Here is a 23,664-nt window from a genome sequence, read left to right as displayed (position 1 = left end):
ACAGATGATGTCTACCATATCGCGATGATCGAGAGATCACGCGGTATGGGTCCCTGCGTTCGCAGGGACGACGTCAAGGGCTACGCCACTTCGTTAAAACACCAGGCGAGAATGCCTTTCTGCGCATGCAGGCGATTTTCCGCCTCGTCGAACACCACCGATTGCGGACCGTCGATCACCTCGTCGGTGACCTCCTCGCCGCGATGCGCGGGCAGGCAATGCATGAAGATCGCATCACTCTTGGCCAGCGACATCAGCTTCTCATTGACCTGATAGGGCTTGAGCACGTTGTGGCGATGTTCGCCGTCCTTGTCGCCCATCGACACCCACGTATCGGTGACGACGCAATCGGCGTCGCGGACGGCGGCCTCGGGATCGTTGCCGAGCACGATCGGGGCTTGCGTTGCCTTGATCCAGTCCTTCATCGCTTTGTTCGGCGCAAGCTGCGGCGGGGTCGCGACATTGAGCTGGAACTTGAAACGCTCCGCCGCATGCGCCCATGAGGCCAGCACGTTGTTGTCGTCGCCGGTCCAGGCCACGGTCTTGCCCTCGATCGGCCCGCGATGCTCCTCGAAGGTCATCAGGTCGGCCATCACCTGGCAGGGATGCGAGCGCCGCGTCAGCCCGTTGATCACGGGCACGGTGGCGTGCGCGGCCAGTTCCAGCAGCGCGTCGTGGTTGAGGATGCGGATCATGATCGCATCGACATAGCGCGACAGCACGCGCGCGGTGTCGGCGATGGTCTCGCCGCGACCGAGCTGCATCTCTGCACCCGTCAGCATGATGGACTCGCCGCCGAGCTGGCGCATGCCGACATCGAACGACACCCGCGTGCGGGTCGACGGACGTTCGAAGATCATTGCCAACGTCTTGCCTTCGAGCGGCTTCTTGGCTTTTTCATGCGCCTTGAGTTTCGCCTTCATGTCGGCGCTCAGCGCCAGCATGTTGCGCAACTCCTTCGGCGGCAATTCGTTGATATCGAGAAAGTGACGGACGGATTTGCTCATCATCCCGCCGCCTTCTTCAACTGAGTGCCCGACAGCGCGATGCAGGCGCGCTCGAGCATCTGAATGGACTCGTCGATCTCGGCCTCGGTCACGATCAACGGCGCCAGGAACCGCACCACATTGTCGCCGGCGCCGACGGTGAGCAATTTCTGGTCGCGCAACGCATTGACGAGATCGCCCGACGGCACCACGGCCTTGACGCCGACCAGGAGTCCCTCGCCGCGCACTTCCGAGAGCACGGTGGGATAACGATCGACCACGGAGGCCAGTTTCTGTTTGAGCAAAAGCGACATCTTCTGCACATGGTCGAAGAAGCCGGGTTTGAGCATCACGTCGAGCACGGCGTTGGCGGAAGCGATCGCCAGCGGATTGCCGCCGAAGGTCGAGCCGTGCGAGCCCGGCGTCATGCCGCTTGCGGCTTCCGCGGTGGCCAGCACCGCGCCGATCGGAAAACCGCCGCCGAGTGCCTTGGCCAGCGACATCACATCCGGCGTCGCGCCAACGCGCTTGTAGGCGAACAGATCGCCGGTGCGGCCCATGCCGGTCTGCACCTCGTCGAACGCCAGCAGCAGGCCCTTCTCGTCGCAGAGCTGACGCAGCGCCTTGAAGAATGACTGCGGTGCGGAGCGCACGCCGCCCTCGCCCTGCACCGGCTCGATCAGGATGCCCGCGGTGTGCGGCCCGATCGCTTTCTTCACTGCGTCGAGATCGCCGTGCGGTACCTGGTCGAAGCCCTCCATCGGCGGCCCAAAGCCTTCGAGATATTTGGCGGAGCCGGTCGCGGCGAGCGTGCCCAAAGTGCGGCCATGGAACGCGCCCTCGAAGGTGACGAGCCGATAGCGTTCGGGATGCCCCTTGGAGAATTGATAGCGGCGCACGACCTTGATCACGCCTTCCATCGCCTCGGCGCCGGAATTGCAGAAGAACACGAGGTCGGCAAAGCTCTGCTCGCAGAGCCGCGCGGCGAGCTTCTCGCCGTCCGGGCTCTTGAACAGGTTCGACATGTGCCACAGCTTGGTCGACTGTTCCTGCAGCGCCGCAATCAGATGCGGATGGCAGTGACCCAGCGCGTTCACCGCAACCCCCGAGGTGAAGTCGAGATAGCGATCGCCATTGGTGGCGGTCAGCCAACAGCCCTCGCCGCGCTCGAAGCCGAGATCGACCCTGGCAAAGACGGGAAGCAGATGCGACGTGGCGCTATTGGTCATGGCGATCACAAAAGGTTTGCACTGAAGGTTTGAGACCCGCTTTCAAGACCTGCCGCGGAGCACACGCGTGCATTGGCGCGAACGCGGCAACGGCCGGTCTTGCGAAAACGAAACGTGCCGCCTCTTAAGGGCGGCACGTGAGAGGTATTCTATGTGGGCGGGGGGCGCTGTCAACACGCCACGAAGCCGCCTTTCCTGCACTGCAAGATAAGAAAATCCGTAAGATTGCGGTGTGGTGGAAAACACGCAGTGCAATGCCTAGATATCGGAACATGTGGACGCGCGGGCCCGGACTCTTGCGCCCGAGTCACGCCATATTGTAGCGTTTGGGCTGTCGGGTACGACATCTCGTGCGGCAGTTCTGATCCCTAGAGTCCATTTGTGCAGGCGTAGACGTTCGGGCGCGGTTTTCGCGCCCGGCGAGGGCTAAGGGATTCTGACCGCAGGGATTTTTTGAGACGAATGACGTCGCCAGCGCTGCCCTGATTGGCCGGCGCGATGCGAAGGGAAGAATGCGATGACGGTATTGACCTGGTCCGACGATCGCGTCGAGCAGCTGAAGAAGCTCTGGGAAGCCGGATTATCGGCCAGCCAGATCGCCGCGGAACTCGGAAATGTGACGCGAAACGCCGTGATCGGCAAAGTGCACCGGCTGGGCCTGTCCGGCCGCGCCAAGAGCCCCTCCTCGGCCGCCCCGCGGCAGCGCAAGGCGCGCCCGGCCCAGCAGATGATGCGGGTGTCGCGCCCGGTCTCGCGCGGCAACACCGCGCTCGCGCACGCCTTCGAGGTCGAGATGGAGCCGGATCCGATCGCCTTCGACAACGTGGTGCCGATGAGCCAGCGGCTGTCGCTGCTCGAACTGAACGAGGCCACCTGCCACTGGCCGGTCGGCGATCCCTCGAGCCCGGAATTCTTCTTCTGCGGCGGCAAGGCGCTTTCGGGCCTGCCCTATTGCGCGCATCACTCGCGCGTGGCGTATCAACCGGCCGCCGACCGGCGGAGGCAGGCGCCGAAGCCGACGCGGTAAGGGCGATCGTAAGTTACGCGGGAAATATCCGCCGTCGTCCCTGCGAACGCAGGGACCCATAACCGCAGGCGTTCGTGGTTATGTCACGCTGGAGCACCAGCGTATTACAACAATCGAGATTTGTGGTTATGGGTCCCCGCGCCCCGTGCGCAATTGCGCACTAGGCGGGGACGACGATGGAGTATGGGTGACGCGGTGGAGCGCTACGGCTCCACCTTCGCAAACCGGTCATCCAGCGCGTATCCCGCGCCGCGCACGGTGCGGATCGGGTCCTGCTCGCGGCCGGGATTGAGCAGTTTGCGCAGGCGGCCGATATGCACGTCGACGGTGCGCTCGTCGATATAGATGTCGCGGCCCCAGACGCTGTCGAGCAATTGCTCGCGGCTGAAGACGCGGCCGGGATGCTCCAGGAAAAATTCCAGCAAGCGATACTCGGTCGGGCCAAGATCGATCTGGCGGCCCGAGCGCGCGACGCGGCGCTTCTCGCGATCGAGTTCGATGTCGCCATAGGTGAGCACGGTGGCGAGCCGCTCGGGGCTTGCGCGCCGTAACAACCCCTTCACCCGCGCCAGCAGTTCCGGCACCGAGAACGGTTTTACGATGTAATCGTCGGCGCCGGTCGCAAGGCCTCGCACCCGCTCGCTCTCCTCGCCGCGTGCGGTGAGCATGATGATCGGCAACTGCTTGGTCTCCGGCCGGGCGCGCAGGCGGCGGCAGAGCTCGATGCCGGACAGTCCCGGCAACATCCAGTCGAGCACGACGAGATCGGGCACACGCTCCTTCAGCCGCGTATCCGCATCGTCGCCGCGGGCAACGGTTTCGACGTCATAGCCTTCGGCGTCGAGGTTGTAGCGCAGCAGCGTGGTCAGCGCTTCCTCGTCCTCGACCACCATAATGCGCGCGCTCATTCTGCTTTCGCCTCTTCTGTTTGACGCGTTTTCTTCACGCGAACCGGTCTCCACTTCGCTTGAAAACGCTTTATCAAGTGTTGGGTACGGCGGTAGCAAACGTCGTCATGTCGCCTTTCGGGCGCTTGTCGAGCATCTGCTGTCCCTCGATCATGTAGAACACGGTCTCGGCGATATTGGTGGCGTGGTCGCCGATCCGCTCGATGTTCTTGGCGCAGAACATCAAATGGATGCAGAACGAGATGTTGCGCGGATCTTCCATCATGTAGGTCAGGAGCTCGCGGAACAGCGAGGTGCAGATGGCGTCGACTTCCTCGTCGCCCTTCCACACCGCCATCGCCGCCGGCAGATCGTGCGCCGCATAGGCGTCCAGCACCGACTTGACCTGCGACTGCACGAGATCGGTCATGTGTTCGAGGCCGCGCATCAGCTTCAGCGGCTGGAAATCGTTCTCCAGCGCCGCGACGCGCTTGCCCATGTTCTTGGCGAGGTCGCCGATCCGCTCCAGATCGGTAGCGACCCGCATGGCGCCGACGATCTCGCGCAGATCGATCGCCATCGGCTGGCGCCGCGCGATGGTCAGCACCGCGCGTTCCTCGATCAAATGTTGCAGGCGGTCGATTTCGACGTCTGAATCGACGACGCGCTTGCCGAGGGCGACGTCGCGGCGGACAAGCGCATCGACGGATTCGGTGATCATGCGCTCAGCCAGGCCGCCCATCTCGGCGACGAGACGGGTCAGTTCCTGGAGATCGGTGTCAAATGCCTTGGCGGTGTGTTCGGATGCCATGTTTTATCTCCTCAACCGAACCGGCCGGTGATGTAGTCCTGGGTACGTCGATCGCTCGGCGAGGTGAAAATCTTGTTGGTGTCGTCGAACTCGATCAACTCGCCGAGATACATGAAGGCGGTCTTGTCCGAAACGCGGGCCGCCTGCTGCATGTTATGGGTGACGATGGCGATGGTGTAATCTTCCGCCAGTTCCTGGATCAGTTCCTCGATCTTGGCGGTCGAGATCGGGTCAAGGGCCGAACAGGGTTCGTCGAACAGGATCACCTCGGGCCGCACCGCCACGGTGCGGGCGATGCAGAGCCGCTGCTGCTGGCCGCCGGACAGCGACAGGCCGCTTGCATTGAGCTTGTCCTTGACCTCGTTCCACAGCGCACCGCCACGCAGCGCCTTTTCGACCCGGCCGTCCATCTCCGACTTGGAGATCTTCTCATAGAGGCGGATGCCGAAGGCGATGTTTTCGTAGATCGTCATCGGGAACGGCGTCGGCTTCTGGAACACCATGCCGACGCGGGCGCGCAGCAGGTTCAGATCGAGCTTGGAATCAAGGACGTTGGTCTGGTCGAGCATCAACTGGCCGGTCGCGCGTTGGCCGGGATAGAGGTCGTACATCCGGTTGAAGATCCGCAGCAGCGTGGACTTGCCGCAGCCGGACGGGCCGATGAAGGCGGTGACGCGGTTTGTGCCGAGCGTCAGGTTGATGTTCTTCAGCGCGTGATGCTCGCCATAGTAAAAATTCAGGCCGCGCGCGGTCACCTTGGGCGCGGCCTCGGGCAGCGCCACCTGCGGAACGGGCCCGCTCGCGGTACTCACGGATACGGAGAGATCGGTCATTTGGATGTCCTCTCGGCGCCAAGAATGCGCGCGCCAATATTCAGGGCAAGTACGGTGAGCGTGATCAAGAGCGCCCCGCTCCAGGCGAGCTGCTTCCAGTAGACATAGGGGCTCTGGACGAAGTTGTTGATGGTGACCGGCAGGTTCGCCATCGTCTTGGTCATATCGAGGCTGAAGAACTGGTTCGACAGCGCGGTGAACAGCAGCGGCGCGGTCTCGCCGGCGACGCGGGCGGTCGCCAGCAGGACGCCGGTGATCAGGCCCGACCGGGCCGCGCGATAGGCGATCCGCCGGATCACCAGCGAGCGCGGCAGGCCGAGCGCGGACGCCGCCTCGCGCAGCGGATTGGGCACCAGCCCGAGCATGTCCTCGGTGGTGCGGACCACCACCGGGATCACGATCACAGCGAGAGCCAGACAGCCGGCGAAGGCCGAGAAGCCGCCCATCGGCACCACGATGGCGCCGTAGATGAACAGGCCGATAATGATCGATGGCGCGCTGAGAAGAATATCGTTGATGAAGCGGATCACCGAGGTGAGCCTGTCGTGCTTGCCGTATTCGGCGAGATATGTGCCGGCGAACAGGCCGAGCGGCGCGCCGATGCCGACCCCGATCACGGTCATCATGATCGAGCCGATGATGGCGTTCCGCAGGCCGCCGTCGGTCGAACCCGGCGGCGGCGTATCCTGGGTGAAGACGGCGAGGTTGATGCCGGACAGGCCGTTGTAGAACAGCGTGAACAGGATCAAGGCGAGCCAGGTCACGCCGAACAGCGCGGCGCCCAGGCACAGGAACTTGATAATGATATTGTTGCGGCGGCGGGATGCGTAAATCGAATTCATGATCTCAGTTCCCCGCCTTCTTTTCCAGCCGCATCAGCATCAGCCTTGCGGCAGCAAGAACGAAGAACGTCAGAACGAACAGCAAGAGGCCAAGCAGGATCAGGCCGGATTGATGCAAGCCGTCGCTCTCGGCGAATTCGGAAGCGATGGCTGCTGAGATCGTGGTTCCCGGCGCGAAGATCGAGGACTGGATCTTGAACGAATTGCCGATGATGAAGGTGACCGCCATGGTCTCGCCGAGCGCGCGGCCGAGCGCCAGCATGATGCCGCCGATCACGCCGACCCTTGTGTAGGGAATGACGACGTTGCGGACGACTTCCCAGGTGGTGCAGCCGACGCCATAGGCGGCCTCTTTCAATACCGGCGGCACCGTCTTGAAGACATCGACCGAGATCGAGGTGATGAAGGGCAGCACCATGATCGCCAGGATCAGCGCGGCGTTGAACAGGCTGAGATAGGACGGGGGACCTGCGAAGATCGTGCCCAGCACGGGGACGCCGTCGAACACGCTGATCATGAAGGGCTGGAACGTGTTGGCCAGGAACGGGCCCAGCACGAAGAAGCCCCACATGCCGTAGATGATCGAGGGAATGCCGGCGAGCAGTTCGACTGCAAGGCCGATCGGACGACGCAGCCAGATCGGACAGATCTCGGTGAGGAAAATCGCGATGCCGAGGCCGACGGGAATGGCGATCATCATCGCGATCACGGAGGTGATCAGCGTACCATAGATCGGGCCGAGCGCGCCCAGCACCGGCGGATCGGCCGACGGCGCCCAGCGCTGCGTCCACAGGAAGGCCGCGCCATATTCACGGATGGCGGGCCAGGCGCCGACGATCAGCGAAATGATGATGCCGCCGAGGATAAGCAGAACCGAGATCGCGCAGGCGCGCGTGATCCAGTAGAAAGTGACGTCGCCGAGCTTGAACGCGCTGAGAGCCCTCGCGCGATCGTAAGGTCCGGCAGCATCCATTACGTCGCTTTCAACCGCCATTTCTGCCACGCCAATCCCCTGTACTTATAGCCCAATGACCCGGACTTCGGTGCACGGCTTTTTCGGCTCGCGCATTGTTCTTGCCTCTCCTGTCCCGAGAGGGGTGCTCAACCCGGACATCCCGGGTTGAGCGATCGTGTAGCGAGGCGCAGGCCCGATCAGCTCTTGATCTCGGCCGACCAGGTCTTTTCGATCAACTTGACGACCGATTCCGGCATCGGGATGTAGTCGAGTTCTTCGGCCATCTTGCCGCCCTTCTCGAACGACCATTTGAAGAACTTGATGGCTTCCTGGGACGCCGCCTTGTCGGTCGCAGCCTTGTGCATCAGGATGAAGGTCGCCGCCGTGATCGGCCAGGAGGCTTCGCCGGGCTGGTCGGTGAGGATCACGTAGTAGCCGGGCGCCTTGGCCCAGTCGGCGTTCGACGCCGCTGCCTGGAAGGATTCAATGGTCGGCTGCACCGTCTTGCCGGCCTTGTTGATCATCGCCGCATGGGTCAGCTTGTTCTGCTTGGCGTAGGCATACTCGACGTAGCCGATCGCGTTCTTGGTCTGGCCGACATTGCCGGCGACGCCTTCATTGCCCTTGGCGCCGACGCCGGTCGGCCATTCGACCGCGGTGCCGGTGCCGACCTTGGCTTTCCAGTCGGCGCTCGACTTCGAGAGGTAATCGGTGAAGTTGAACGTGGTGCCCGAACCGTCGGAGCGGCGCACCACGGTGATGGCGTCGCCCGGCAGCTTCAGCTTCGGATTGAGCTTTGCGATCGCGGCATCGTCCCACTTCTTGATCTTGCCGAGATAGATGTCGCCGAGCACTTCGCCCGACAGCACCAGTTCGCCCGGCTTGATGCCTTCGAGGTTCACGACCGGCACGATCGCGCCCATCACCATCGGCCACTGCACCAGGCCGTCCTTCTCGAGCGTCTCATGCTTGAGCGGCGCGTCGGTGGCGCCGAAGGTCACGGTCTTGGCCTGGATCTGCTTGATGCCGGCGCCGGAGCCGATCGACTGGTAGTTCAGACCGTTGCCGGTCTCCTTCTTGTAGGCGTCAGCCCATTTCGAATAGATCGGGAAGGGGAAGGTGGCGCCCGCGCCGGTGATATCGGCAGCGAAGGCCGACGTCGACGCGGCGACCAGGCCGGCAGCGACGATTGTCCTGAGGAAATTCATGGTGGTCTCCATCTGGTGAGCGAAGCGCCTGTTGCGCCCGATCGCGCTCACGTACCGCTCATCTAGGAGCGGTCGATAGAGCTTTTACGAAGGTTCGATGACAGCTGGATGACACAATCAAGCAATTGAAATCGCTTGGATTTATTGCGCTGACGGGGTCTTGGTCTGGGGAAAACAGGCGGTAAAGACCGCGCCGTTTTTCGGCACGCTTTCGATCAAAAGCCGGCCGCGATGGCGGTTAAGAATATGTTTCACCAAGGATAAACCGAGCCCGGTTCCGCCCTGCGCGCGGCTGTCGCCGACGTCGACCCGGTAGAAGCGTTCGGTCAGCCGCGGCAAGTGTTCCGGCGCGATGCCGGGGCCGAAATCCCGGACCATGATACGGACTTCCGGCGCACCCTCGCCCGAGGTGGCCTGGGTCAGGGAGACGACCACCCGCCCGCCTGACGCGCCATATTTGAGCGCGTTCTCGATCAGGTTTTCGAACAGCCGCAGCAGTTCCTCGCGATCGCCCGCGATCGTCACCGGCGCTTCCGGCAGGTCGATCTCGATCGCAACCTGGCGCTCCCCGGCCAGCGGCTCCAGCCCGTCGGCGACCTGGCGAATGATCGGCACGATATCGACGCAAGCGTCGGGCCGGACATGGGCCGACAATTCGACCCGTGAGAGCGACAGGAGATCATCGATCAGCCGCGCCATTCGCGTCGCCTGCGTATGCATGATCGACAGGAAGCGCTCGCGCGCCTTGGCGTCCTCCTTGGCAGGCCCCTGCAGCGTATCGATGAAGCCGGACAACGCCGCCAGCGGCGTCCGCAGTTCATGGCTGGCATTGGCGACGAAATCGGCGCGCATTTCCTCGACCCGCCGCAGCGGCGTCAGGTCGTGGAAGGTCATCAGCATGCATTTCTCGGTGCCGCCGAACAGCGTCGGCACCGGCACCGGCGTGATGATCAGTTCCATCCAGCGGTCGACCGGCACCTGGTCCAGATAGGTCGCCCGGCGCGGTTCGGTGGTCGCGATCGCCTCGCGCAACGCGGTGATGATTTCGGGCGAGCGCAGCGCGAACTGCGCGAGTTCGTTCTTGCGCAACGCGGGCGCGAGCTGGGCTGCCGCCGCGTTGAGATGCAGGACGCGGCCGGCGCGGTCGAGCAGCACGGCCGGATCCGGCATGCCGGCAACGACGGCGCTGACGGCTGCAGACTCGACCGGGCTGACGGCGCGGACGTCGTCACGGGAGGCCGCCACATGGTGCAGCCGCCACGGCACCAGCGCTGCGGCCGCAATACAAATGAAAACAGCCACCGCGCGCGCCAGCGAGAGATCGGCCAATACCACAAGCGCGCAAAGCGCGAGGCCGGCGGCGAGCAGGATGATGGCCGAATGCCGCAACCGGTCCGGCCACGGTGCAAAGAAGGAGGCAGTGCTGGAATCGTCGATCGCCATGGCGCAGGCTTTCTTCCTCTATTGGCGAGGCGCCCGCCGCGTCATCAGGTGCCCGCGTCGCCACGCTCGCGCACATAGACGGCGGCCTCATGCCTCGTCGGTTCGGCGGCGGCGCCGGGCTTCAATTGGCGCAGGCGCTTCGATCGCGCGCCGATGATAATCTCCCGAAGCGTCAGCAAGATTACAGATATGACAAAGGGCCCGATATAATAGAGGACGCGGAACAACAGCATGCCGGCGAGCAATTCCTCCCGGTCCATCTGCCAGAGGCCGACCAGCATGGCGGCATCGAAAACGCCGAGCCCGCCCGGCGAATGGCTGGCAAAGCCCAACAGCGTGGCCGAGACGAAGATGACAGCCACGACAACAAAACCCAGATTGGGTTCGTCCGGCACCAGCACATACATCGCCAGCGCACAGAAGCCGAGATCGACGATGCCGATGGCGATCTGCAGCAGCGTCAGCGGCCCGCCCGGCAGCGTGACCGTCCACGGCCCGCGGCCGACGCCGCGCGGCTGAACCCAGACCCAGGCCACATAGCCGACCAGTCCGAGAAGGATGCCGAACGCCGCCACGCGGTTGAGCCAGACCGGGAGCTGATCGATCGAGGCAGCGGCTTCCGGGTGATAGGCGATGCCCAGCCCCAGCACTGCGGCATTGCCGAGCCAGAAGGTCAGCCCGGCGAGGAAACAGATCTTGGCGACGTCGATCGCGTTCAGGCCCCAGGCCGAATAGATCCGGTAGCGCACCGCGCCGCCGGTGAAGACGCTGGCGCCGACATTGTGTCCGATCGAATAGGAGGTGAACGCGGCAAGCGCGTTGACGCGGTAGGGAATGTGGTTCTGGCCGATGGCGCGGACCGCGAACCAGTCATAGAAGGTCAGCGTGAAATAGCCCGCCGCCACGAACAGGGCCGCCAGCGCGATCTGGCGCGGCTCGGTGCCCTTGATGGCGTCGATCACCTCATCGGTGTCGATGCCGCGAAGCATGTGATAGAGCACGTAGCACGCAACGGCGATGACCGTGATGCTGATCAAGACCCCGAGCTTGTGCAGGACCTGCTTCTGGCGCAGAAACGAAATCGCCCTGCGTATTGCTTCCAGCATCTACACCTCGAATTGCGCTTCTGCGACGACGGTAATGGCCTGAACCCCGCCTACGCTACGCTGCTCCCCTGCCCCTCTGGTAGCGCGTTTTGAGCCGGAGTGGAATTCGCCTGACGACAATAAAACACGCTTCTTCAACATATTAGGCGCCGGTTGACGACGGTAGAAGTACGGTTTTGCAGCAATCCCCCCGCCCGACGGCGATTCGCGACCATAGAAGGGGTCGGTCAAGAACACGTGACAATGACGGCGGTGGAACTGGCGGGCTCATGGCGCGGTCAGGCCGACGGTGCACTGCGCGAGACCACCCAGTCGCGCAACCATGATCCGACCGCACAGAAGCAGAGATAGAGCCCGAACATGATCAGCCCGAGATCGAGCCAGTAGCCGAAACGGCCGGGCACGACGCGGGCGAGCGCGGCTGCGACCAGGGCCGCGACCAACGCCGAAAGCGCCCATCGCAGCTTCCGCGAGACGCCCTCGCCGTGCTGGACCACGGATATCCAGCCCATGGCGAAGCCGAGTAGCCCCGATCCCAACAGCCAGCCCCAGTAGAATGTGGTCAGATAGGCCATGCTCACTTCACCACGAAATCGATGCGGCGGTTCTGCGCCTTGCCTTGGTCGGTATCGTTAGCCGCAATCGGCTGCGTCGAGCCATAGCCGACCGCGCTGAACCGGTTGGCCGGTAACCCCGCCTTGACCAAATAGTCGGAAACCGCCTGGGCACGCTTCTCGGACAGTCCCTGGTTGGCCGCCTCGTCGCCGTCGGTATCGGTATGTCCTGATATCTCGATATTGGCGGTCGGACACCGCAACGCGGTTTCGATCAGGCGGTCGAGGAGACCTGCGGAATCCGCGACAATATCGGCCTTGCCGGGCTCGAAGCGGATCCGGGCCTTGCCGAGCAGCTCGGAGAATAATTGCTGGCAGACCGTCGCATCCACCGGCGCCGCGGCCGGCTTGACCGAGATTTCCGGCTTGAACTGCCAGCCCTGCGGAAAGTCCTTGCCGAGGCCGGCGCGGATCTGGCCGGCGGCGGCTTCATAAAGCGCATCGCCGGACAGCTTCACCTCCCGGTCGGAGATGACGAGCGTGCCGGTCGACAGCCGCGACAACGCACCGAGCGCAGGCACCACCGAGTTGGCAAACCCCGAGGGGGCGCCGATGCTCTCCTTGAGGTTGTCAACGACCTTTTCGCTGAAGAACTTGCGTCCCGCCGCCGCCACCAGCGCGGCGTGGACGTTGTTGTCGGGCGCGTTGCCGGTCAGCGTCAGCGTCACCGCGACCGGATCCTTGTAGGCCTGGAAGATGTAAGGCGGCGCCTTGACCTCGTTGGCCGCGACCGAAAAGCCCTCGGGCAGATTTTTCAGCGCGGCGGCGATGGCTTCCCGGCCGCCGAGTTCGCGCGCCATGCCGGACAGGCTGACCTTGGTGTCCGAGAGCGTAATCTTGCCGTCCTTCAGCTTGCCGACCTGGTCGAGCAGCAACAGCGCGGCATTGTCGAAACGCGGCGGCGCCCCGCGCGACAGATTCATCCGGTCGACCACTTCGACGCCGCCGAGGTTGGCCCGGGCGGCCTCCATCAACCGGCCCTTGCTCGCCGGCAGGGGCGAACTGCCCGACAGCGTCACCCGCAGAACGTCGCGTTCGGCAGACCAGACAAACGGCTTGGCTTCGGGAACGAGCCGGGTTTCATCGTTAACCAACCGCACGCCCGGCACCGCTTCCACCGACGCCACCGCACTCTGCCGGCCGTCTTCCGAGAAAGCATCCGCCGCAAGGCTCACGTCGCGGCCTGCGACCGAGATACGCCTTTTGTCGAGGATGGTGTCCTTGAGGGCTGCGGTCGAACGCTGCGCCAGGTCGGCTTCAAGCGGTTCGGTGCTCGTCCAGGCCGCGATAGCCCAAAAGATGACCAAAGGAATGACGCCCGGCCACCATTTGCCACTCCACCTGAAAAGTCCGTGCATTCGAGTTCCCGCGGGGTCCGGAACGGAGAGAAAACAAACCCTTGCGGGGCTGTCAAACCCGAAATGTCGTGAGGGCCGAAAGGCCCTGAAATTGGTCCGGCTAACTGTTTCTTCAGCGGTCTTTCGCTAATTTCGCTCCGTAAATAACCGGGCAGCCCTGCATCTCGATGAAACTGCTTCGCAACACCGTCATCCGCGCCGGACTGGAAGCGCTGTATTTCTCCGGCGCGCATTACCTGCTGCGACCAATCTTCGCAGGTGTCGGCATCATTTTCATGCTGCATCACGTCCGCCCGAGGCGCGACGGCGAGTTTCAGCCCAATCATCATCTCGAGGTTGAGCCCGAGTTCTTGCGAGCGATGCTGGCGCATCTTCGTAACCTCGACGTCGACATCGTCACCATGGACGAGGTGCATCAGCGACTCCAGGAGCGCAAATTCGCGCGGCGCTTCGCCTGCTTCACCCTCGACGACGGCTATCGCGACAACCGCGATTTCGCTTTGCCGGTGATGCGCGAATTTGACGCGCCCCTCACCGTCTACGTGACGAGCGATTTCGCCGAAGGCACCGGCCGGTTGTGGTGGGTCGCGCTCGAGAAGGTGATCGCAAAGGCGTCCTCGATCGAAATCCCGATCGGCGGCGTCAAGACCCGCCTCGACACCTCGACGCCGGTAGCGAAGCAGGCGGCTTTCGACCGCATGCACGACTGGCTGCGTACATTGCCGGGCGAGCACGACATGCAGCGCGAAATCTCCGCGCTATGCACGCGATATGAGGTGGACGAAACTCCCATCGCCCGCGAGCTCTGCATGTCCTGGGAGGAATTGAAGGCATTCGCTGATGATCCGCTGGTGACGATCGGCGCGCACACGATCACGCATTGTAATCTGGCGCGGCAGAGCGAGGAGATCGCGTCGTTTGAACTGGCCACCAGCCGCGCGCGGATCGAAGCCGCGCTGCAGCGGCCGGTGCTTCATCTCGCCTATCCCTATGGCGACCGGATCGCGGCGGGCCGACGCGAATTCGCCCTGGCGAAGGCGGCCGGATTCAAGACCGCAGTCACGACGCGGCCAGGCATGATCTTCCCGGAAAGCGCCGAACACTTGACCGCGCTGCAGCGGGTTTCGCTCAACGGCAATTATCAGGATGCGCGCATCCTCCCGGTCCTGACCTCCGGCGCCGCCACCGCCATGTGGAACGGCTTTCGCCGCATCGACGCGGCCTGAGTTTCTCCACGAGTCGTCCCTGCCTAGTGCGCAATTGCGCACGGGCGCAGGGACCCATAAGCCGCGGCCGGCGTGACAGGCACGCGGGGAGACGGCTTCTCCGAACAAATTCACGGTCGCAGTTCAGCGACGCAAAGCGTCAAGCATCGCGCTTCACCGATAGATCACGCGGTATGGGTCCCTGCGCCCGTGCGCAATTGCGCACTAGGCAGGGACGACCAAGGTGACCTTCCTTGACTCGCACCGCTCCCCCGCTCAAAACCACGGGCAAAGCTAATGGAGGAACGCATGTTCAAGGATCTGTTCTCACTTAACGGCCGCGTCGCGCTGGTGACGGGCGGCTCGCGCGGCATCGGCAAGATGATCGCGGCAGGCTTTCTCGCGCAGGGCGCGGCGAAGGTCTACATCACGGCGCGCAAGGCGGGGCCTTGCGAGGCCACCGCGAAGGAACTCTCCGCCGCCTATGACGGCGAATGCATCGCGCTTCCGATCGACATCTCCACGGTCGAAGGCTGCGACAAGCTGGCCTCCGAGATCATCAAGCTGGAGCCGAAGCTCGACGTCCTCGTCAACAATGCAGGCGCGGCATGGGGCGCGGAGTTCGACGAATTCCCAGAAAGCGGCTGGGACAAGGTCATGGACCTCAACGTCAAGTCGCTGTTCTTCCTGACCAAGGCGCTGGCGAAGCCGCTGCGCGCGGCGGCTTCGGCCGAGCGGCCGGCCAAGGTCATCAACATCGCCTCCGTCGACGGCATCTTCGTCAACCCCAGCGAGACCTATTCCTACGCCGCGAGCAAGGCCGCCGTGATCCATCTGACGCGGCGCATGGCGACGAAGCTGGTCAAGGACAATATCAACGTCACCGCGATCGCGCCGGGCGCGTTCAAGTCAGACATGAACCGGGCCGCGCGCGACCACTCGGACGAAGTCGCAAAGCGCATTCCGGCGCGGCGGATCGGTACCGACGAAGATATGGCGGGAATTGCGATCTATCTCGCTTCGCGCGCGGGCGATTACGTGGTCGGCAACACGATCGCAGTCGATGGCGGCGTGGTCTACGCAAATGCAGGACTTGAGATCGCGGGGTAAGGCCGCCGTCGTCATACCCCGCGAAGGCGGGGTATCCAGTACGCCGCGGCCTCCATTGGTTGACCGCGGCGTTTCTGCAATTGACGCCGGTGTTTACTGGATCACCCGCCTTCGCGGGTGATGACGGGCTGCATTGAAGGAGAGAGTTGCGCCTCCCCTCACTTCTCGTTTCTGTCGTACTCGAAATCGGCCCTCGGCGCGTTGGGCAGTTCACGCTCCAGCGCTTCGCGATAGCGCAAACAGCCGCGCAAAAATTTCGGCCAGGGCGGCACCGCCACTTCGGGCGTGATCCGCTCGGGCAGCAGGCCCCAGAGATCGGGATGATGCCAGCACAGGTCGTGACCGGTGCTGTCGCGATGCGTGCGGATGCCTGCCCTTAGACGCTTCACCTCCGCGACCAGTTGGTCGCGGTTCAGTCCTTCGAGGTCGCTATCGGGGTCCATGTTACTGCTCCCCGATTGCGGGGCGGATCAGGTTTCGATCTTCACGTACTCGAAATCGCCGGGCTTGTTGTCGATGCCGACTTTCGGCGGCGAGATCCAGTTGGCGTAGACGCCGGCTTCGGTCACCGGCTTCATCAGCGAGGCGATGAAGTCGCCGTCCTGCGTCGAAGGCAACCATTCGCTCTTGCGTTGGTTCCAGGTGGCGTCGTCGATCAGGATGCCTTCCGGCGTGGCATTGATATCCCTGAACTCGCCGATGTGGCGGTGGAACGCGACGTTCGGCAGCGTCAGCTTGTACTGGTAGCCGGCGAGCGAAATGATCTTGTTCCAGCGCAGCATGCCCTTGACGCAATCCTGCGTGTAGTCGTCGCGCAGGCGCATGTTGAGCGCCGTCAGCGCCGGCTCGTCGACGCGCTTGATCACGCCATCGACCAGCTTGAGCACCGGATAGGTGGCGTTCTTGAGCTGATGGTCGTCGTCGATCTGGGTTTCCTTGTAGCGGCCCTTGATGCCGGCATTGAAGGCATTCGCCGCGTTGGTCGAGACTTCAGAGCCAAAGAGATCAAGCGACAGCGAATAATGCAGGTGCAGCTTCTTCTGGATGGTCGGCAGGTCGATCACCCCCAGCGCACGCACCTTGGCGATATCGGTGGGATCGGTGATGCCGGCTTCCTTCATCGCCTCGCAGGTGCGCTGCACGACGCGGCTGATGCCGGTCTCGCCGACGAACATGTGATGGGCTTCTTCGGTCAGCATGAAGCGGCAGGTGCGCGACAGCGGATCGAAGCCGGACTGCGCCAGCGAGTGCAACTGCATCTTGCCGTCGCGGTCGGTGAAGTAGGTGAACATGAAGAACGACAGCCAGTCCGGCGTCGCCTCGTTGAAGGCGCCGAGCATGCGCGGAGAGTCCGCGTCGCCCGAGCGGCGGCGCAACAAATCGTCTGCCTCTTCGCGGCCGTCGCGGCCGAAATATTTCTGCAAGAGATAGACCATGGCCCAGAGATGACGGCCTTCCTCGACATTGACCTGGAACAGGTTGCGCAGGTCATAGAGCGAGGGCGCGGTCTTGCCGAGATAGCGCTGCTGCTCGACCGAGGCAGGCTCGGTGTCGCCCTGGATCACGATCAGGCGGCGCAGCGTGGCGCGGTGTTCGCCGGGGACTTCCTGCCAGGCCGGCTTGCCGTAATTCTCGCCGAAGGGAATGACGCGGTCTTCTTCCTGGGGCGCCAGCAAAATGCCCCAGCGATATTCCGGCATCTTGACGTAGTCGAACTTGGCCCAGCCGCGCGGATCGACCGAATAGGCGGTGCGCAGGTAAACCAGCGACTGCTGGAAACCTTCCGGCCCCATGTCGCCCCACCAATCCATGTAACCGGGATGCCAGCCCTCCAGGGCCTTGAGCACCTGGCGATCCTCGCTGAGATTCACGTTGTTGGGAATCTTGGTCGAATAGTCGACGTTCATGAAGTTCATGGCCGTACTCCTTTGTCGGTCTCATGTCCCGGACGCGGTGCAGCGTGTAACGCTGCTCCGCAGAGCGGGACCTATTCCTGGCTGTCCATCTGGGTCCCGGTTCTGCGAAGCAGCGCAAGCGCGCTGCTTCGCGCCCGGGACACGAAATCAAACCCGCGTCATGTCGAATTGCGCCTTCTGGCCGGTGCCGTAGCGGCGCAGCGCGCCGTCTTCGCCGACTGCATTGGGGCGCTGGAAGATCCAGTTCTGCCACGCCGTGAGGCGCGAGAAGATTTTCGATTCCATGGTCTCAGGGCCTACGAAGCGCAAATTCGCTTCCATGCCGGTGAGGCCGTCGGGCGAGAAGGATGTGCGCTCCTCCAGGAACACCCGCACCTCGTCGGCCCAGTCGATGTCGTCGAGCGCGAAGGTGACGAGGCCGAGTTCTTCGGCTCCCTCCGCATCAAGTGTCGTGCCGATGGTGGCTTCCGCGCGCTCCAGATCGGACGGATCGGCCTGGAAGCGCGATTGCAGCCGGGTCAGGCCGTGGCACATCGGATAGGGGCCGAAATTCATGGCGGTGAGCTGGATCGCCGGGGGCTGGCGGTTGTCGCCCTGCCGCGAGCCGATCAGCATGTAGGAGCGGTCGGCGGCGAACACGAGTTCGGCGAGCGTGCCGGCGAAGCAGGAGCCGGGCTCGACCAGCGTCACCAGCGTGCGCGAGGTGACGTCGATCCGCTTCAGCACCCGCTTCCAGTAGTGCCTGATCTCGTTGACCAGCCAGTGCGCCTTGTTGGCATCGAGGAGGGTGTCGCAGGCCACCACATTGGCGGCATCGCCATCCGACTTGAACACCAGCATCGCGATTTCGAGTTCGTTGATGCGTAAGTGAAGGATCGCATCATCAAGCTCGCGCGCGACCTGCAGCAGCCAGAACGACGCGCCTTGCGCGATCAGGCCGTCGATATCTGCCGGCGGGGAGGACTCCGGAGCCTGGATCGAAATAGTGGCAATCCGCGCCACGCGATCGATGTCGACATTGACAAAACCGTAGCGGATGCCGCTGTCGTCGATGGTGCGATTGAGCGGCGAAAGCGTGATGCCCTTGCCGGTGCCGTTGCGCTTCGAGGCGGCGGCAAATTCCTTGGCGCGATCGGCGACTTTGCCTTCGAGCTTGCTGTTGGGCACGATCTCGTCGACCAGCCGCCATGCGACGGCGCGCTTGCCCTTGATGCCTTCCTCGATGGTGCAGAAGAAGTCGGCATGGTCGCGACGCACCTTGCGCTTGTCGACCACGCGCGTCAGACCGCCGGTGCCCGGCAGCACCGCGAGCAGCGGCACTTCCGGCAGCGACACGGCGGCAGCGCCGTCATCAGCCAGCATGATGTGATCGGTCGCCAGCGCCAGCTCATAGCCACCGCCGGCCGCGGTGCCGTTGACGACGGTGATGAAGCGCTGTCCGGAATTCTCCGATGAATCTTCCAGGCCGTTACGGGTCTCGTTGGTGAATTTGCAGAAATTGACCTTATGGGCGTGAGTGGCGCCCGCCAGCATGCGGATATTGGCGCCGGCGCAGAACACGCGGTTCTTAGCCGATCGCATCACCACCGCCTTCACTTCGGGATGCTCGAAGCGCAGCCGCTGCACGGCGTCGGCGAGTTCGATGTCGACGCCCAGATCGTAGGAATTCAGCTTGAGCTGATAGCCCTCGAACAGGCCGGCGTTCTCGTCGACGTCCATCGTCAGCGTCGCGACATCGCCCTCCACGCCCAGCTTCCAGTGCCGGTAGCGTGACGGATCGGTTTGAAAATCGATGTATTTCGCGCCGCCTGCGAGGACGCGATCTTCACCGGCCATGAGCCACCCTCTATCGTTTTCTCGAGCTTGGTCGTTTTCTCAAGCTTTGCTTGCTTCGTTAGATGCACAATAGTGCATGTTTTTTAGAAAGTCCAGCCTAAAACGCCGGAACATGCATTTTGTTTCATGTTCGGCCGGCGGCGGCGAATGCCACCCAGTCGGTCGTGGAGAGCAGCGGCCGGGCCAGTTTGGCCTTGATGAGCCCCGCCAGCGCTGCGACCGGGAAGCAGTCGGCAAATCCGTCGCCACCGGCACCGCGCGCACCCAGCGCCTCGAGTTCGCCGAGCGCCTCGCCGAGCAGCCGCGCCGCGACGTGCGGCTTCTGCATGCGCAGCCGCAAATTCGCGGTCGCGATCAGGATGCAGGCGCGCAGCAGAATCCGCTCACGGCCACCCTGCGGCGCCGCCGCCCATACCGCTTCCAGGATCTCCTGCGCCTCCCAGAAGTAGCCGTGGTCGTTGAGCATCATGCCGTAGCGCAGCGCCGGGTGGCGCGCCGGCACGTAGCCGCCAAATCGCGGCGGCACCAGAGCTGCGATCTGCCCCAGCGTTTCGTAATCGGCGCCGGCTTTGTCGGTATCGCCGGGCACATAGGCCCATCGCGGCAACGGCAGATTGCCCGTGGCTGGCGGCGGCGCGGTCATCGGGGCACGGCCCCGGAAAAAAGAAAAGCGTTACGCGGCCCGTCCCTGCGAACCGTCATCGACGTGCAACACCGCGTTTGCGAATTCCGAAATCGCATCCAGCGTCGCCCCCGGGGCTTCACGATGCGGCTGATGTCCCGCTCCCGGGATGACAGTCACATCGACCGGACAGTAGCACTCTTCCTGCGCGATCTCGACCTGCCGCATGGTCCCATACTGGTCGTCCACACCCTGCAGGATCGCCACCGGTACGCGGATATAGGCGAGGTATTCGGAAATGTCCCAGTTGCGGAAATCAGGATCGAGCCAGGCGCCGTTCCAGCCATAGAAGGCGTTGTCGACATCCTTGTGCCAGCGCGCGAGCTTCTCTTTCAGGTTCGTGGTCTCGTAGGCGTTCCGGGCCTGCACAATCGAGGCCACCGAAATGTCCTCGACGATGAAATGCGGGGCGATCAACGCAAGGCCCTGGACGCGGTGATCCTGATGCGAGCCGGCATAGATCGCCGCGATCGAAGCGCCGTCGGAATGTCCGAGCAGAAGGCCGCGGCGAAAGCCGATCTTGTCGAGCAGTTTTGGCAATACGTCGAGCGCCTCGACATGCATGTAGTCAAGCGGCCGCGGCAGTTTCACTGGCGTCGATGCGCCGTAGCCCGCGCGTGAATACACGAACACGCCCGCGCCGGTCGCCGCCTGCAGCTTGTCCGGAAAATCGCCCCACAGTCCGGCCGATCCGAGGCCTTCATGCAGCATCACGATAACAGGCGCGCTCTCGGGCGACGGGCCGATCATGCGGTATTCGAGATGGGCGGCGCCGATGGTGAGGAAGCCCGAGGGGGTAAGGGTTGTCATGTTCCAGGTTTTCCGAAAGTGATCCAGACGTCGCGCTCATTACTTCGTCGTCCCTGCGAAAGCAGGGACCCATAACCACCGGCCTTCGTTGTGAACGAAGGTCTCTCGCACATCGCGCGTCAACGGATAAGCCGCGGCGTATGGGTCCCTGCGTTCGCAGGGACGACGTGAGAGAGAGATTACGATGCGCCATCGCGCAATTTGAAGCGCTGAATCTTCCCCGTCGCCGTCATCGGCAATGAATCCACCACCTCGATCCAGCGCGGATATTTCCACGGGCCAATCTTCTGCTTGACATGATCCTTCAGCGATTCATACAGGCCGTCGGTATTGCAATCCGGGCGCAGCACCACGAAAGCCTTCGGTTTCAACAACCCTTCGGAATCGGCTTGCGGCACGACAGCGGCTTCCAGCACCGCGGGGTGCGCGATCAGCGCGCTCTCGACCTCGAACGGCGAGACCCAGATGCCCGAAACCTTGAACATGTCGTCGGCACGGCCGCAGAACGTATAGCGGCCGTCGGCATCGCGGGTGTATTTGTCGCCGGTGTAGGTCCAGTGGCCCTGGAATGTCTGCCGGGTTTTGCTGCGCTGATTCCAGTAGCCTTCGGCCGCCGAGGGCGCTTCGACCAGCAGCTCGCCGACCTCGCCGTCCGGCACCTCTTCGCCCGCTTCGTTCACCAGCCGCACCTTGTAGCCCGGCACCGGGCGGCCGGAGCAGCCGTATTTGATGTCGCCGGGCGCGTTCGACAGGAAGATGTGCAGCAACTCCGTCGAGCCGACGCCGTCGAGAATGTCGACGCCGAAGCGCGCCTTCCAGGCGTTGCCGACCGATTCCGGCAGCGCTTCGCCGGCGGAGGTGCAGACGCGCAGCCGCGTGCCGGCGCGCGCGCTCTTTTGCGCCTCATCGTTGAGCATCGACGCAAACAGTGTCGGCGCGCCGTAGAAGATGGTGGGGTTGTACTTATTCAGGAGCTCATACATCCGCGCCGGCGTCGGCCGCTCCGCATTCAGCACCGTGCTGGCGCCGACCGACATCGGGAAGGTCAAGGCATTGCCGAGTCCATAGGCGAAAAACAGTTTTGCGGCGGAGAGGCAGACGTCGCTCTCCTGGATGCCGAGCACCTGCTTGCCATAGGTCTCGGCAGTCGCCTGCATATTGGAGTGCAGATGCCGCACGCCCTTGGGCATGCCGGTGGAGCCGGAGGAATAGAGCCAGAAGGCCGGCTCCTCGGCATGGGTCGGCACGGTCGCAAAGGAATCGGTTTCCCTTGCGAGTTCATCGGAAAGCTTCTTGTGGCCGAACGCGTTGCTGCCGGACACCACGATATGTTCGAGGTCCGGCATCCCGCCGACGATGTCCTTGACGACGGGATACAGCGCCTCGGAGACGAACAGGACGCGCGCGCGGCTGTCGGCCAGCACATAGGCATATTGATCCGAGGTCAGCAGCGTGTTGAGCGGCACCGGCACGATGCCGGCGCGGATCGCGCCGAGGAACACGCTGGGGAAATCCACCGTGTCCAGCATGATCATCGCCACGCGCTCTTCGCGGCGGACGCCGAGGCGGCGCAGCATGTTGGCAGTGCGGCGGCTTTGCCGTTGCAGATCGCCATAGGTGAGCTCGGCGACGGTATCGGTGAAGGCGAGCTTGGCCCCGCGGCCCTCGTCGACATTGCGATCGAGCAGCCAGGTCACCGCATTGTACGAACCGGACATGCCGCCCACGACGCTTCTCCCGCGTTTTAAGAATTATAATTCATACAAAGACACCGGCAGCGCTTGCTGTCAATCCTCATCGGCACTATGTTTCCGAAATCCGTTCACCCGCAGGTAAAGCCGAACGAGGGAAATGACCGAGGCCAGCGACCCCGAAACCGGCTTTCTCGAGCAGCTCGGCCAGCGTGTGCGCACCATGCGGGCGCTACGCGGCATGTCGCGAAAAGTGCTCGCCAAGGTGTCGGGAATTTCCGAGCGCTATATCGCGCAGCTCGAAAGCGGCAAGGGCAATGTCTCGATCGTGCTGCTGCGGCGCGTGTCGAACGCGATGGGCGCGCATCTCGAGGACCTGATTCCTTCCGCCGAGCCGGCGCCGGATTGGGCTGTCATCCGCGACCTCCTGCGCAAGGCGACCCCCGCCCAGATCGCGCAGGCCAAGGACGCCCTCGCCGGCGGCAGCATATCGGCGCAGCGGCGGATCTCGTTCGCCGGCATCGCCTTGATCGGCCTGCGCGGCGCCGGCAAATCCACCCTCGGCAGGATGCTGGCAAAAAAGATCGGCTGGAGTTTTGTCGAGCTCAACAAGGAGGTCGAGGCGCAGAACGGACTGTCCGTCGCCGAGATCATCGCGCTCTACGGCCAGGAAGGCTTTCGCCGCATGGAGCAGGCGGCGCTCGGCCAGTTGCTGGCGCGGAAAGAGCTGATAGTGCTGGCGACCGGCGGCGGCATCGTCTCCGAGCCGTTGACGTTCGACCTGATCCTGTCGTCGTTCTACACCATCTGGCTCAAGGCCGAGCCGGAAGAGCACATGGCCCGCGTCCGCCGCCAGGGCGATCTGCGCCCGATGGCGGATGACCGCTCCGCGATGGCGGAGCTGCGCAACATCCTGGTCAGCCGCGAGCCGCTCTACGCCCGCGCCTCCGCCGTGGTCGATACCGCGGGGCTTTCCGTCGATGCCGCAGCCGCCCGGCTCAGCGACGCGGTGGCGCCGGTGCTGCATGACAAGCACGCGTTCGGCCTGCACAGCGCGGCCTCCTGATTTCCCGGCCGCTACGCCAATCATAAAAGCCGGAATTTGGCCTGTGCTG

22 protein-coding genes are annotated in these 23,664 nt (G+C 63.6%); 4 read left to right on the top strand and 18 right to left on the bottom strand.

The window, feature by feature from the left end; all coding sequences use genetic code 11:
• Nucleotides 1-80 precede the first annotated feature (80 nt).
• Both argF and IVB05_RS02765 read right to left on the bottom strand, forming a co-directional pair.
• Nucleotides 81-1,007 (bottom strand): ornithine carbamoyltransferase, encoded by a 927-nt coding sequence (gene argF, locus IVB05_RS02770; RefSeq protein WP_247782914.1) that lies wholly within the window; start codon nt 1,005-1,007, stop codon nt 81-83.
• A complete protein-coding gene (locus IVB05_RS02765) occupies nt 1,007-2,215 on the bottom strand; it encodes an aspartate aminotransferase family protein (protein ID WP_247782913.1) in 1,209 nt (402 codons plus the stop codon). The genes argF and IVB05_RS02765 overlap by 1 nt, the downstream gene beginning before the upstream one ends.
• Before the next feature lie 517 nt (nt 2,216-2,732).
• Between IVB05_RS02765 and IVB05_RS02760 the strand changes: the two genes are divergently transcribed.
• Nucleotides 2,733-3,242 (top strand): GcrA family cell cycle regulator, encoded by a 510-nt coding sequence (locus IVB05_RS02760; RefSeq protein ID WP_247782912.1) that lies wholly within the window; start codon nt 2,733-2,735, stop codon nt 3,240-3,242.
• A 203-nt stretch (nt 3,243-3,445) separates the two neighbouring features.
• Here IVB05_RS02760 and phoB read toward each other — a convergent pair whose 3' ends face one another.
• The 10 genes from phoB to IVB05_RS02710 all read right to left on the bottom strand — a co-directional run bounded on the left by phoB (nt 3,446) and on the right by IVB05_RS02710 (nt 13,299).
• Complete coding sequence (phoB, locus tag IVB05_RS02755; protein ID WP_057853529.1) at nt 3,446-4,150, bottom strand: phosphate regulon transcriptional regulator PhoB; 705 nt, start codon at nt 4,148-4,150, stop codon at nt 3,446-3,448.
• A gap of 73 nt (nt 4,151-4,223) precedes the next feature.
• Nucleotides 4,224-4,940, bottom strand: a complete 717-nt coding sequence (phoU, locus tag IVB05_RS02750; protein ID WP_247782911.1) for a phosphate signaling complex protein PhoU — start codon at nt 4,938-4,940, stop codon at nt 4,224-4,226.
• Between the two features lie 11 nt (nt 4,941-4,951).
• Nucleotides 4,952-5,773, bottom strand: coding sequence for a phosphate ABC transporter ATP-binding protein PstB (gene pstB, locus IVB05_RS02745; protein ID WP_247782910.1), 822 nt, complete (start codon nt 5,771-5,773; stop codon nt 4,952-4,954).
• Nucleotides 5,770-6,615: a phosphate ABC transporter permease PstA gene (gene pstA, locus IVB05_RS02740; RefSeq protein ID WP_247782909.1), complete on the bottom strand. Its 846-nt coding sequence runs from the start codon at nt 6,613-6,615 to the stop codon at nt 5,770-5,772. The genes pstB and pstA overlap by 4 nt, the downstream gene beginning before the upstream one ends.
• 4 nt (nt 6,616-6,619) lie before the next feature.
• Complete coding sequence (gene pstC, locus IVB05_RS02735; protein ID WP_247782908.1) at nt 6,620-7,609, bottom strand: phosphate ABC transporter permease subunit PstC; 990 nt, start codon at nt 7,607-7,609, stop codon at nt 6,620-6,622.
• Nucleotides 7,610-7,767: 158 nt separating this feature from the next.
• Nucleotides 7,768-8,778 carry a phosphate ABC transporter substrate-binding protein PstS gene (gene pstS, locus IVB05_RS02730; RefSeq protein WP_247782907.1) on the bottom strand — a complete coding sequence of 337 codons (1,011 nt, stop codon included), beginning with the start codon at nt 8,776-8,778 and terminating at the stop codon, nt 7,768-7,770.
• 141 nt (nt 8,779-8,919) lie between these two features.
• Nucleotides 8,920-10,221, bottom strand: coding sequence for an ATP-binding protein (locus IVB05_RS02725; protein ID WP_247782906.1), 1,302 nt, complete (start codon nt 10,219-10,221; stop codon nt 8,920-8,922).
• 44 nt (nt 10,222-10,265) lie between these two features.
• A complete protein-coding gene (locus tag IVB05_RS02720; protein ID WP_247782905.1) occupies nt 10,266-11,327 on the bottom strand; it encodes a lysylphosphatidylglycerol synthase domain-containing protein in 1,062 nt (353 codons plus the stop codon).
• 278 nt (nt 11,328-11,605) lie between these two features.
• Nucleotides 11,606-11,902 (bottom strand): hypothetical protein, encoded by a 297-nt coding sequence (locus IVB05_RS02715; RefSeq protein WP_247782904.1) that lies wholly within the window; start codon nt 11,900-11,902, stop codon nt 11,606-11,608.
• Between the two features lie 2 nt (nt 11,903-11,904).
• The gene (locus tag IVB05_RS02710; RefSeq protein ID WP_247782903.1) at nt 11,905-13,299 is read right to left on the bottom strand and encodes an OmpA family protein; all 1,395 of its coding nucleotides are present in this window, start codon (nt 13,297-13,299) and stop codon (nt 11,905-11,907) included.
• 167 nt (nt 13,300-13,466) lie between these two features.
• Here IVB05_RS02710 and IVB05_RS02705 point away from each other — a divergent pair, with 167 nt between their 5' ends.
• Nucleotides 13,467-14,525 (top strand): polysaccharide deacetylase family protein, encoded by a 1,059-nt coding sequence (locus tag IVB05_RS02705; RefSeq protein WP_247782902.1) that lies wholly within the window; start codon nt 13,467-13,469, stop codon nt 14,523-14,525.
• 288 nt (nt 14,526-14,813) lie between these two features.
• A complete protein-coding gene (locus tag IVB05_RS02700) occupies nt 14,814-15,614 on the top strand; it encodes an SDR family NAD(P)-dependent oxidoreductase (protein WP_247782901.1) in 801 nt (266 codons plus the stop codon).
• Nucleotides 15,615-15,772: 158 nt separating this feature from the next.
• On the opposite strand, the gene IVB05_RS02695 is transcribed toward IVB05_RS02700, so the two are convergent.
• The 6 genes from IVB05_RS02695 to IVB05_RS02670 form a co-directional block, all read right to left on the bottom strand.
• Nucleotides 15,773-16,057 carry a hypothetical protein gene (locus IVB05_RS02695; RefSeq protein WP_247782900.1) on the bottom strand — a complete coding sequence of 95 codons (285 nt, stop codon included), beginning with the start codon at nt 16,055-16,057 and terminating at the stop codon, nt 15,773-15,775.
• Nucleotides 16,058-16,084: 27 nt separating this feature from the next.
• Complete coding sequence (boxB, locus tag IVB05_RS02690) at nt 16,085-17,521, bottom strand: benzoyl-CoA 2,3-epoxidase subunit BoxB (RefSeq protein ID WP_247786564.1); 1,437 nt, start codon at nt 17,519-17,521, stop codon at nt 16,085-16,087.
• A 156-nt stretch (nt 17,522-17,677) separates the two neighbouring features.
• On the bottom strand, nt 17,678-19,366 hold the full coding sequence (gene boxC, locus IVB05_RS02685) for a 2,3-epoxybenzoyl-CoA dihydrolase (RefSeq protein ID WP_247782899.1): 1,689 nt from the start codon (nt 19,364-19,366) through the stop codon (nt 17,678-17,680).
• Nucleotides 19,367-19,490: 124 nt separating this feature from the next.
• Nucleotides 19,491-20,009 carry a DUF309 domain-containing protein gene (locus IVB05_RS02680; protein WP_247782898.1) on the bottom strand — a complete coding sequence of 173 codons (519 nt, stop codon included), beginning with the start codon at nt 20,007-20,009 and terminating at the stop codon, nt 19,491-19,493.
• A gap of 30 nt (nt 20,010-20,039) precedes the next feature.
• Nucleotides 20,040-20,858, bottom strand: coding sequence for an alpha/beta hydrolase (locus IVB05_RS02675; protein WP_247782897.1), 819 nt, complete (start codon nt 20,856-20,858; stop codon nt 20,040-20,042).
• 179 nt (nt 20,859-21,037) lie between these two features.
• On the bottom strand, nt 21,038-22,576 hold the full coding sequence (locus IVB05_RS02670; RefSeq protein ID WP_247786563.1) for a benzoate-CoA ligase family protein: 1,539 nt from the start codon (nt 22,574-22,576) through the stop codon (nt 21,038-21,040).
• Nucleotides 22,577-22,709: 133 nt separating this feature from the next.
• Between IVB05_RS02670 and IVB05_RS02665 the strand changes: the two genes are divergently transcribed.
• Nucleotides 22,710-23,615, top strand: coding sequence for a helix-turn-helix transcriptional regulator (locus IVB05_RS02665; RefSeq protein WP_247782896.1), 906 nt, complete (start codon nt 22,710-22,712; stop codon nt 23,613-23,615).
• Nucleotides 23,616-23,664 lie beyond the last annotated feature (49 nt).

Origin of the sequence: Bradyrhizobium sp. 170, assembly GCF_023101085.1 — a bacterium.
GTDB lineage: Bacteria > Pseudomonadota > Alphaproteobacteria > Rhizobiales > Xanthobacteraceae > Bradyrhizobium.
This window is presented reverse-complemented; position numbering and strand designations above follow the sequence as displayed.

Coding starts and splice junctions, on each gene's coding strand:
- IVB05_RS02725 (WP_247782906.1), bottom strand. CDS start 10,221: ATGGCGATCGACGATTCCAGCACTGCCTCCTTCTTTGCACCGTGGCCG.
- pstC (WP_247782908.1), bottom strand. CDS start 7,609: ATGGCGGTTGAAAGCGACGTAATGGATGCTGCCGGACCTTACGATCGC.
- pstS (WP_247782907.1), bottom strand. CDS start 8,778: ATGAATTTCCTCAGGACAATCGTCGCTGCCGGCCTGGTCGCCGCGTCG.
- boxC (WP_247782899.1), bottom strand. CDS start 19,366: ATGGCCGGTGAAGATCGCGTCCTCGCAGGCGGCGCGAAATACATCGAT.
- IVB05_RS02760 (WP_247782912.1), top strand. CDS start 2,733: ATGACGGTATTGACCTGGTCCGACGATCGCGTCGAGCAGCTGAAGAAG.
- phoB (WP_057853529.1), bottom strand. CDS start 4,150: ATGAGCGCGCGCATTATGGTGGTCGAGGACGAGGAAGCGCTGACCACG.
- IVB05_RS02670 (WP_247786563.1), bottom strand. CDS start 22,576: ATGTCCGGTTCGTACAATGCGGTGACCTGGCTGCTCGATCGCAATGTC.
- pstA (WP_247782909.1), bottom strand. CDS start 6,615: ATGAATTCGATTTACGCATCCCGCCGCCGCAACAATATCATTATCAAG.
- IVB05_RS02705 (WP_247782902.1), top strand. CDS start 13,467: ATGAAACTGCTTCGCAACACCGTCATCCGCGCCGGACTGGAAGCGCTG.
- IVB05_RS02715 (WP_247782904.1), bottom strand. CDS start 11,902: ATGGCCTATCTGACCACATTCTACTGGGGCTGGCTGTTGGGATCGGGG.
- IVB05_RS02710 (WP_247782903.1), bottom strand. CDS start 13,299: ATGCACGGACTTTTCAGGTGGAGTGGCAAATGGTGGCCGGGCGTCATT.
- IVB05_RS02675 (WP_247782897.1), bottom strand. CDS start 20,858: ATGACAACCCTTACCCCCTCGGGCTTCCTCACCATCGGCGCCGCCCAT.
- argF (WP_247782914.1), bottom strand. CDS start 1,007: ATGAGCAAATCCGTCCGTCACTTTCTCGATATCAACGAATTGCCGCCG.
- IVB05_RS02765 (WP_247782913.1), bottom strand. CDS start 2,215: ATGACCAATAGCGCCACGTCGCATCTGCTTCCCGTCTTTGCCAGGGTC.
- IVB05_RS02665 (WP_247782896.1), top strand. CDS start 22,710: ATGACCGAGGCCAGCGACCCCGAAACCGGCTTTCTCGAGCAGCTCGGC.
- boxB (WP_247786564.1), bottom strand. CDS start 17,521: ATGAACGTCGACTATTCGACCAAGATTCCCAACAACGTGAATCTCAGC.
- IVB05_RS02720 (WP_247782905.1), bottom strand. CDS start 11,327: ATGCTGGAAGCAATACGCAGGGCGATTTCGTTTCTGCGCCAGAAGCAG.
- phoU (WP_247782911.1), bottom strand. CDS start 4,940: ATGGCATCCGAACACACCGCCAAGGCATTTGACACCGATCTCCAGGAA.
- IVB05_RS02700 (WP_247782901.1), top strand. CDS start 14,814: ATGTTCAAGGATCTGTTCTCACTTAACGGCCGCGTCGCGCTGGTGACG.
- IVB05_RS02680 (WP_247782898.1), bottom strand. CDS start 20,009: ATGACCGCGCCGCCGCCAGCCACGGGCAATCTGCCGTTGCCGCGATGG.
- IVB05_RS02695 (WP_247782900.1), bottom strand. CDS start 16,057: ATGGACCCCGATAGCGACCTCGAAGGACTGAACCGCGACCAACTGGTC.
- pstB (WP_247782910.1), bottom strand. CDS start 5,773: ATGACCGATCTCTCCGTATCCGTGAGTACCGCGAGCGGGCCCGTTCCG.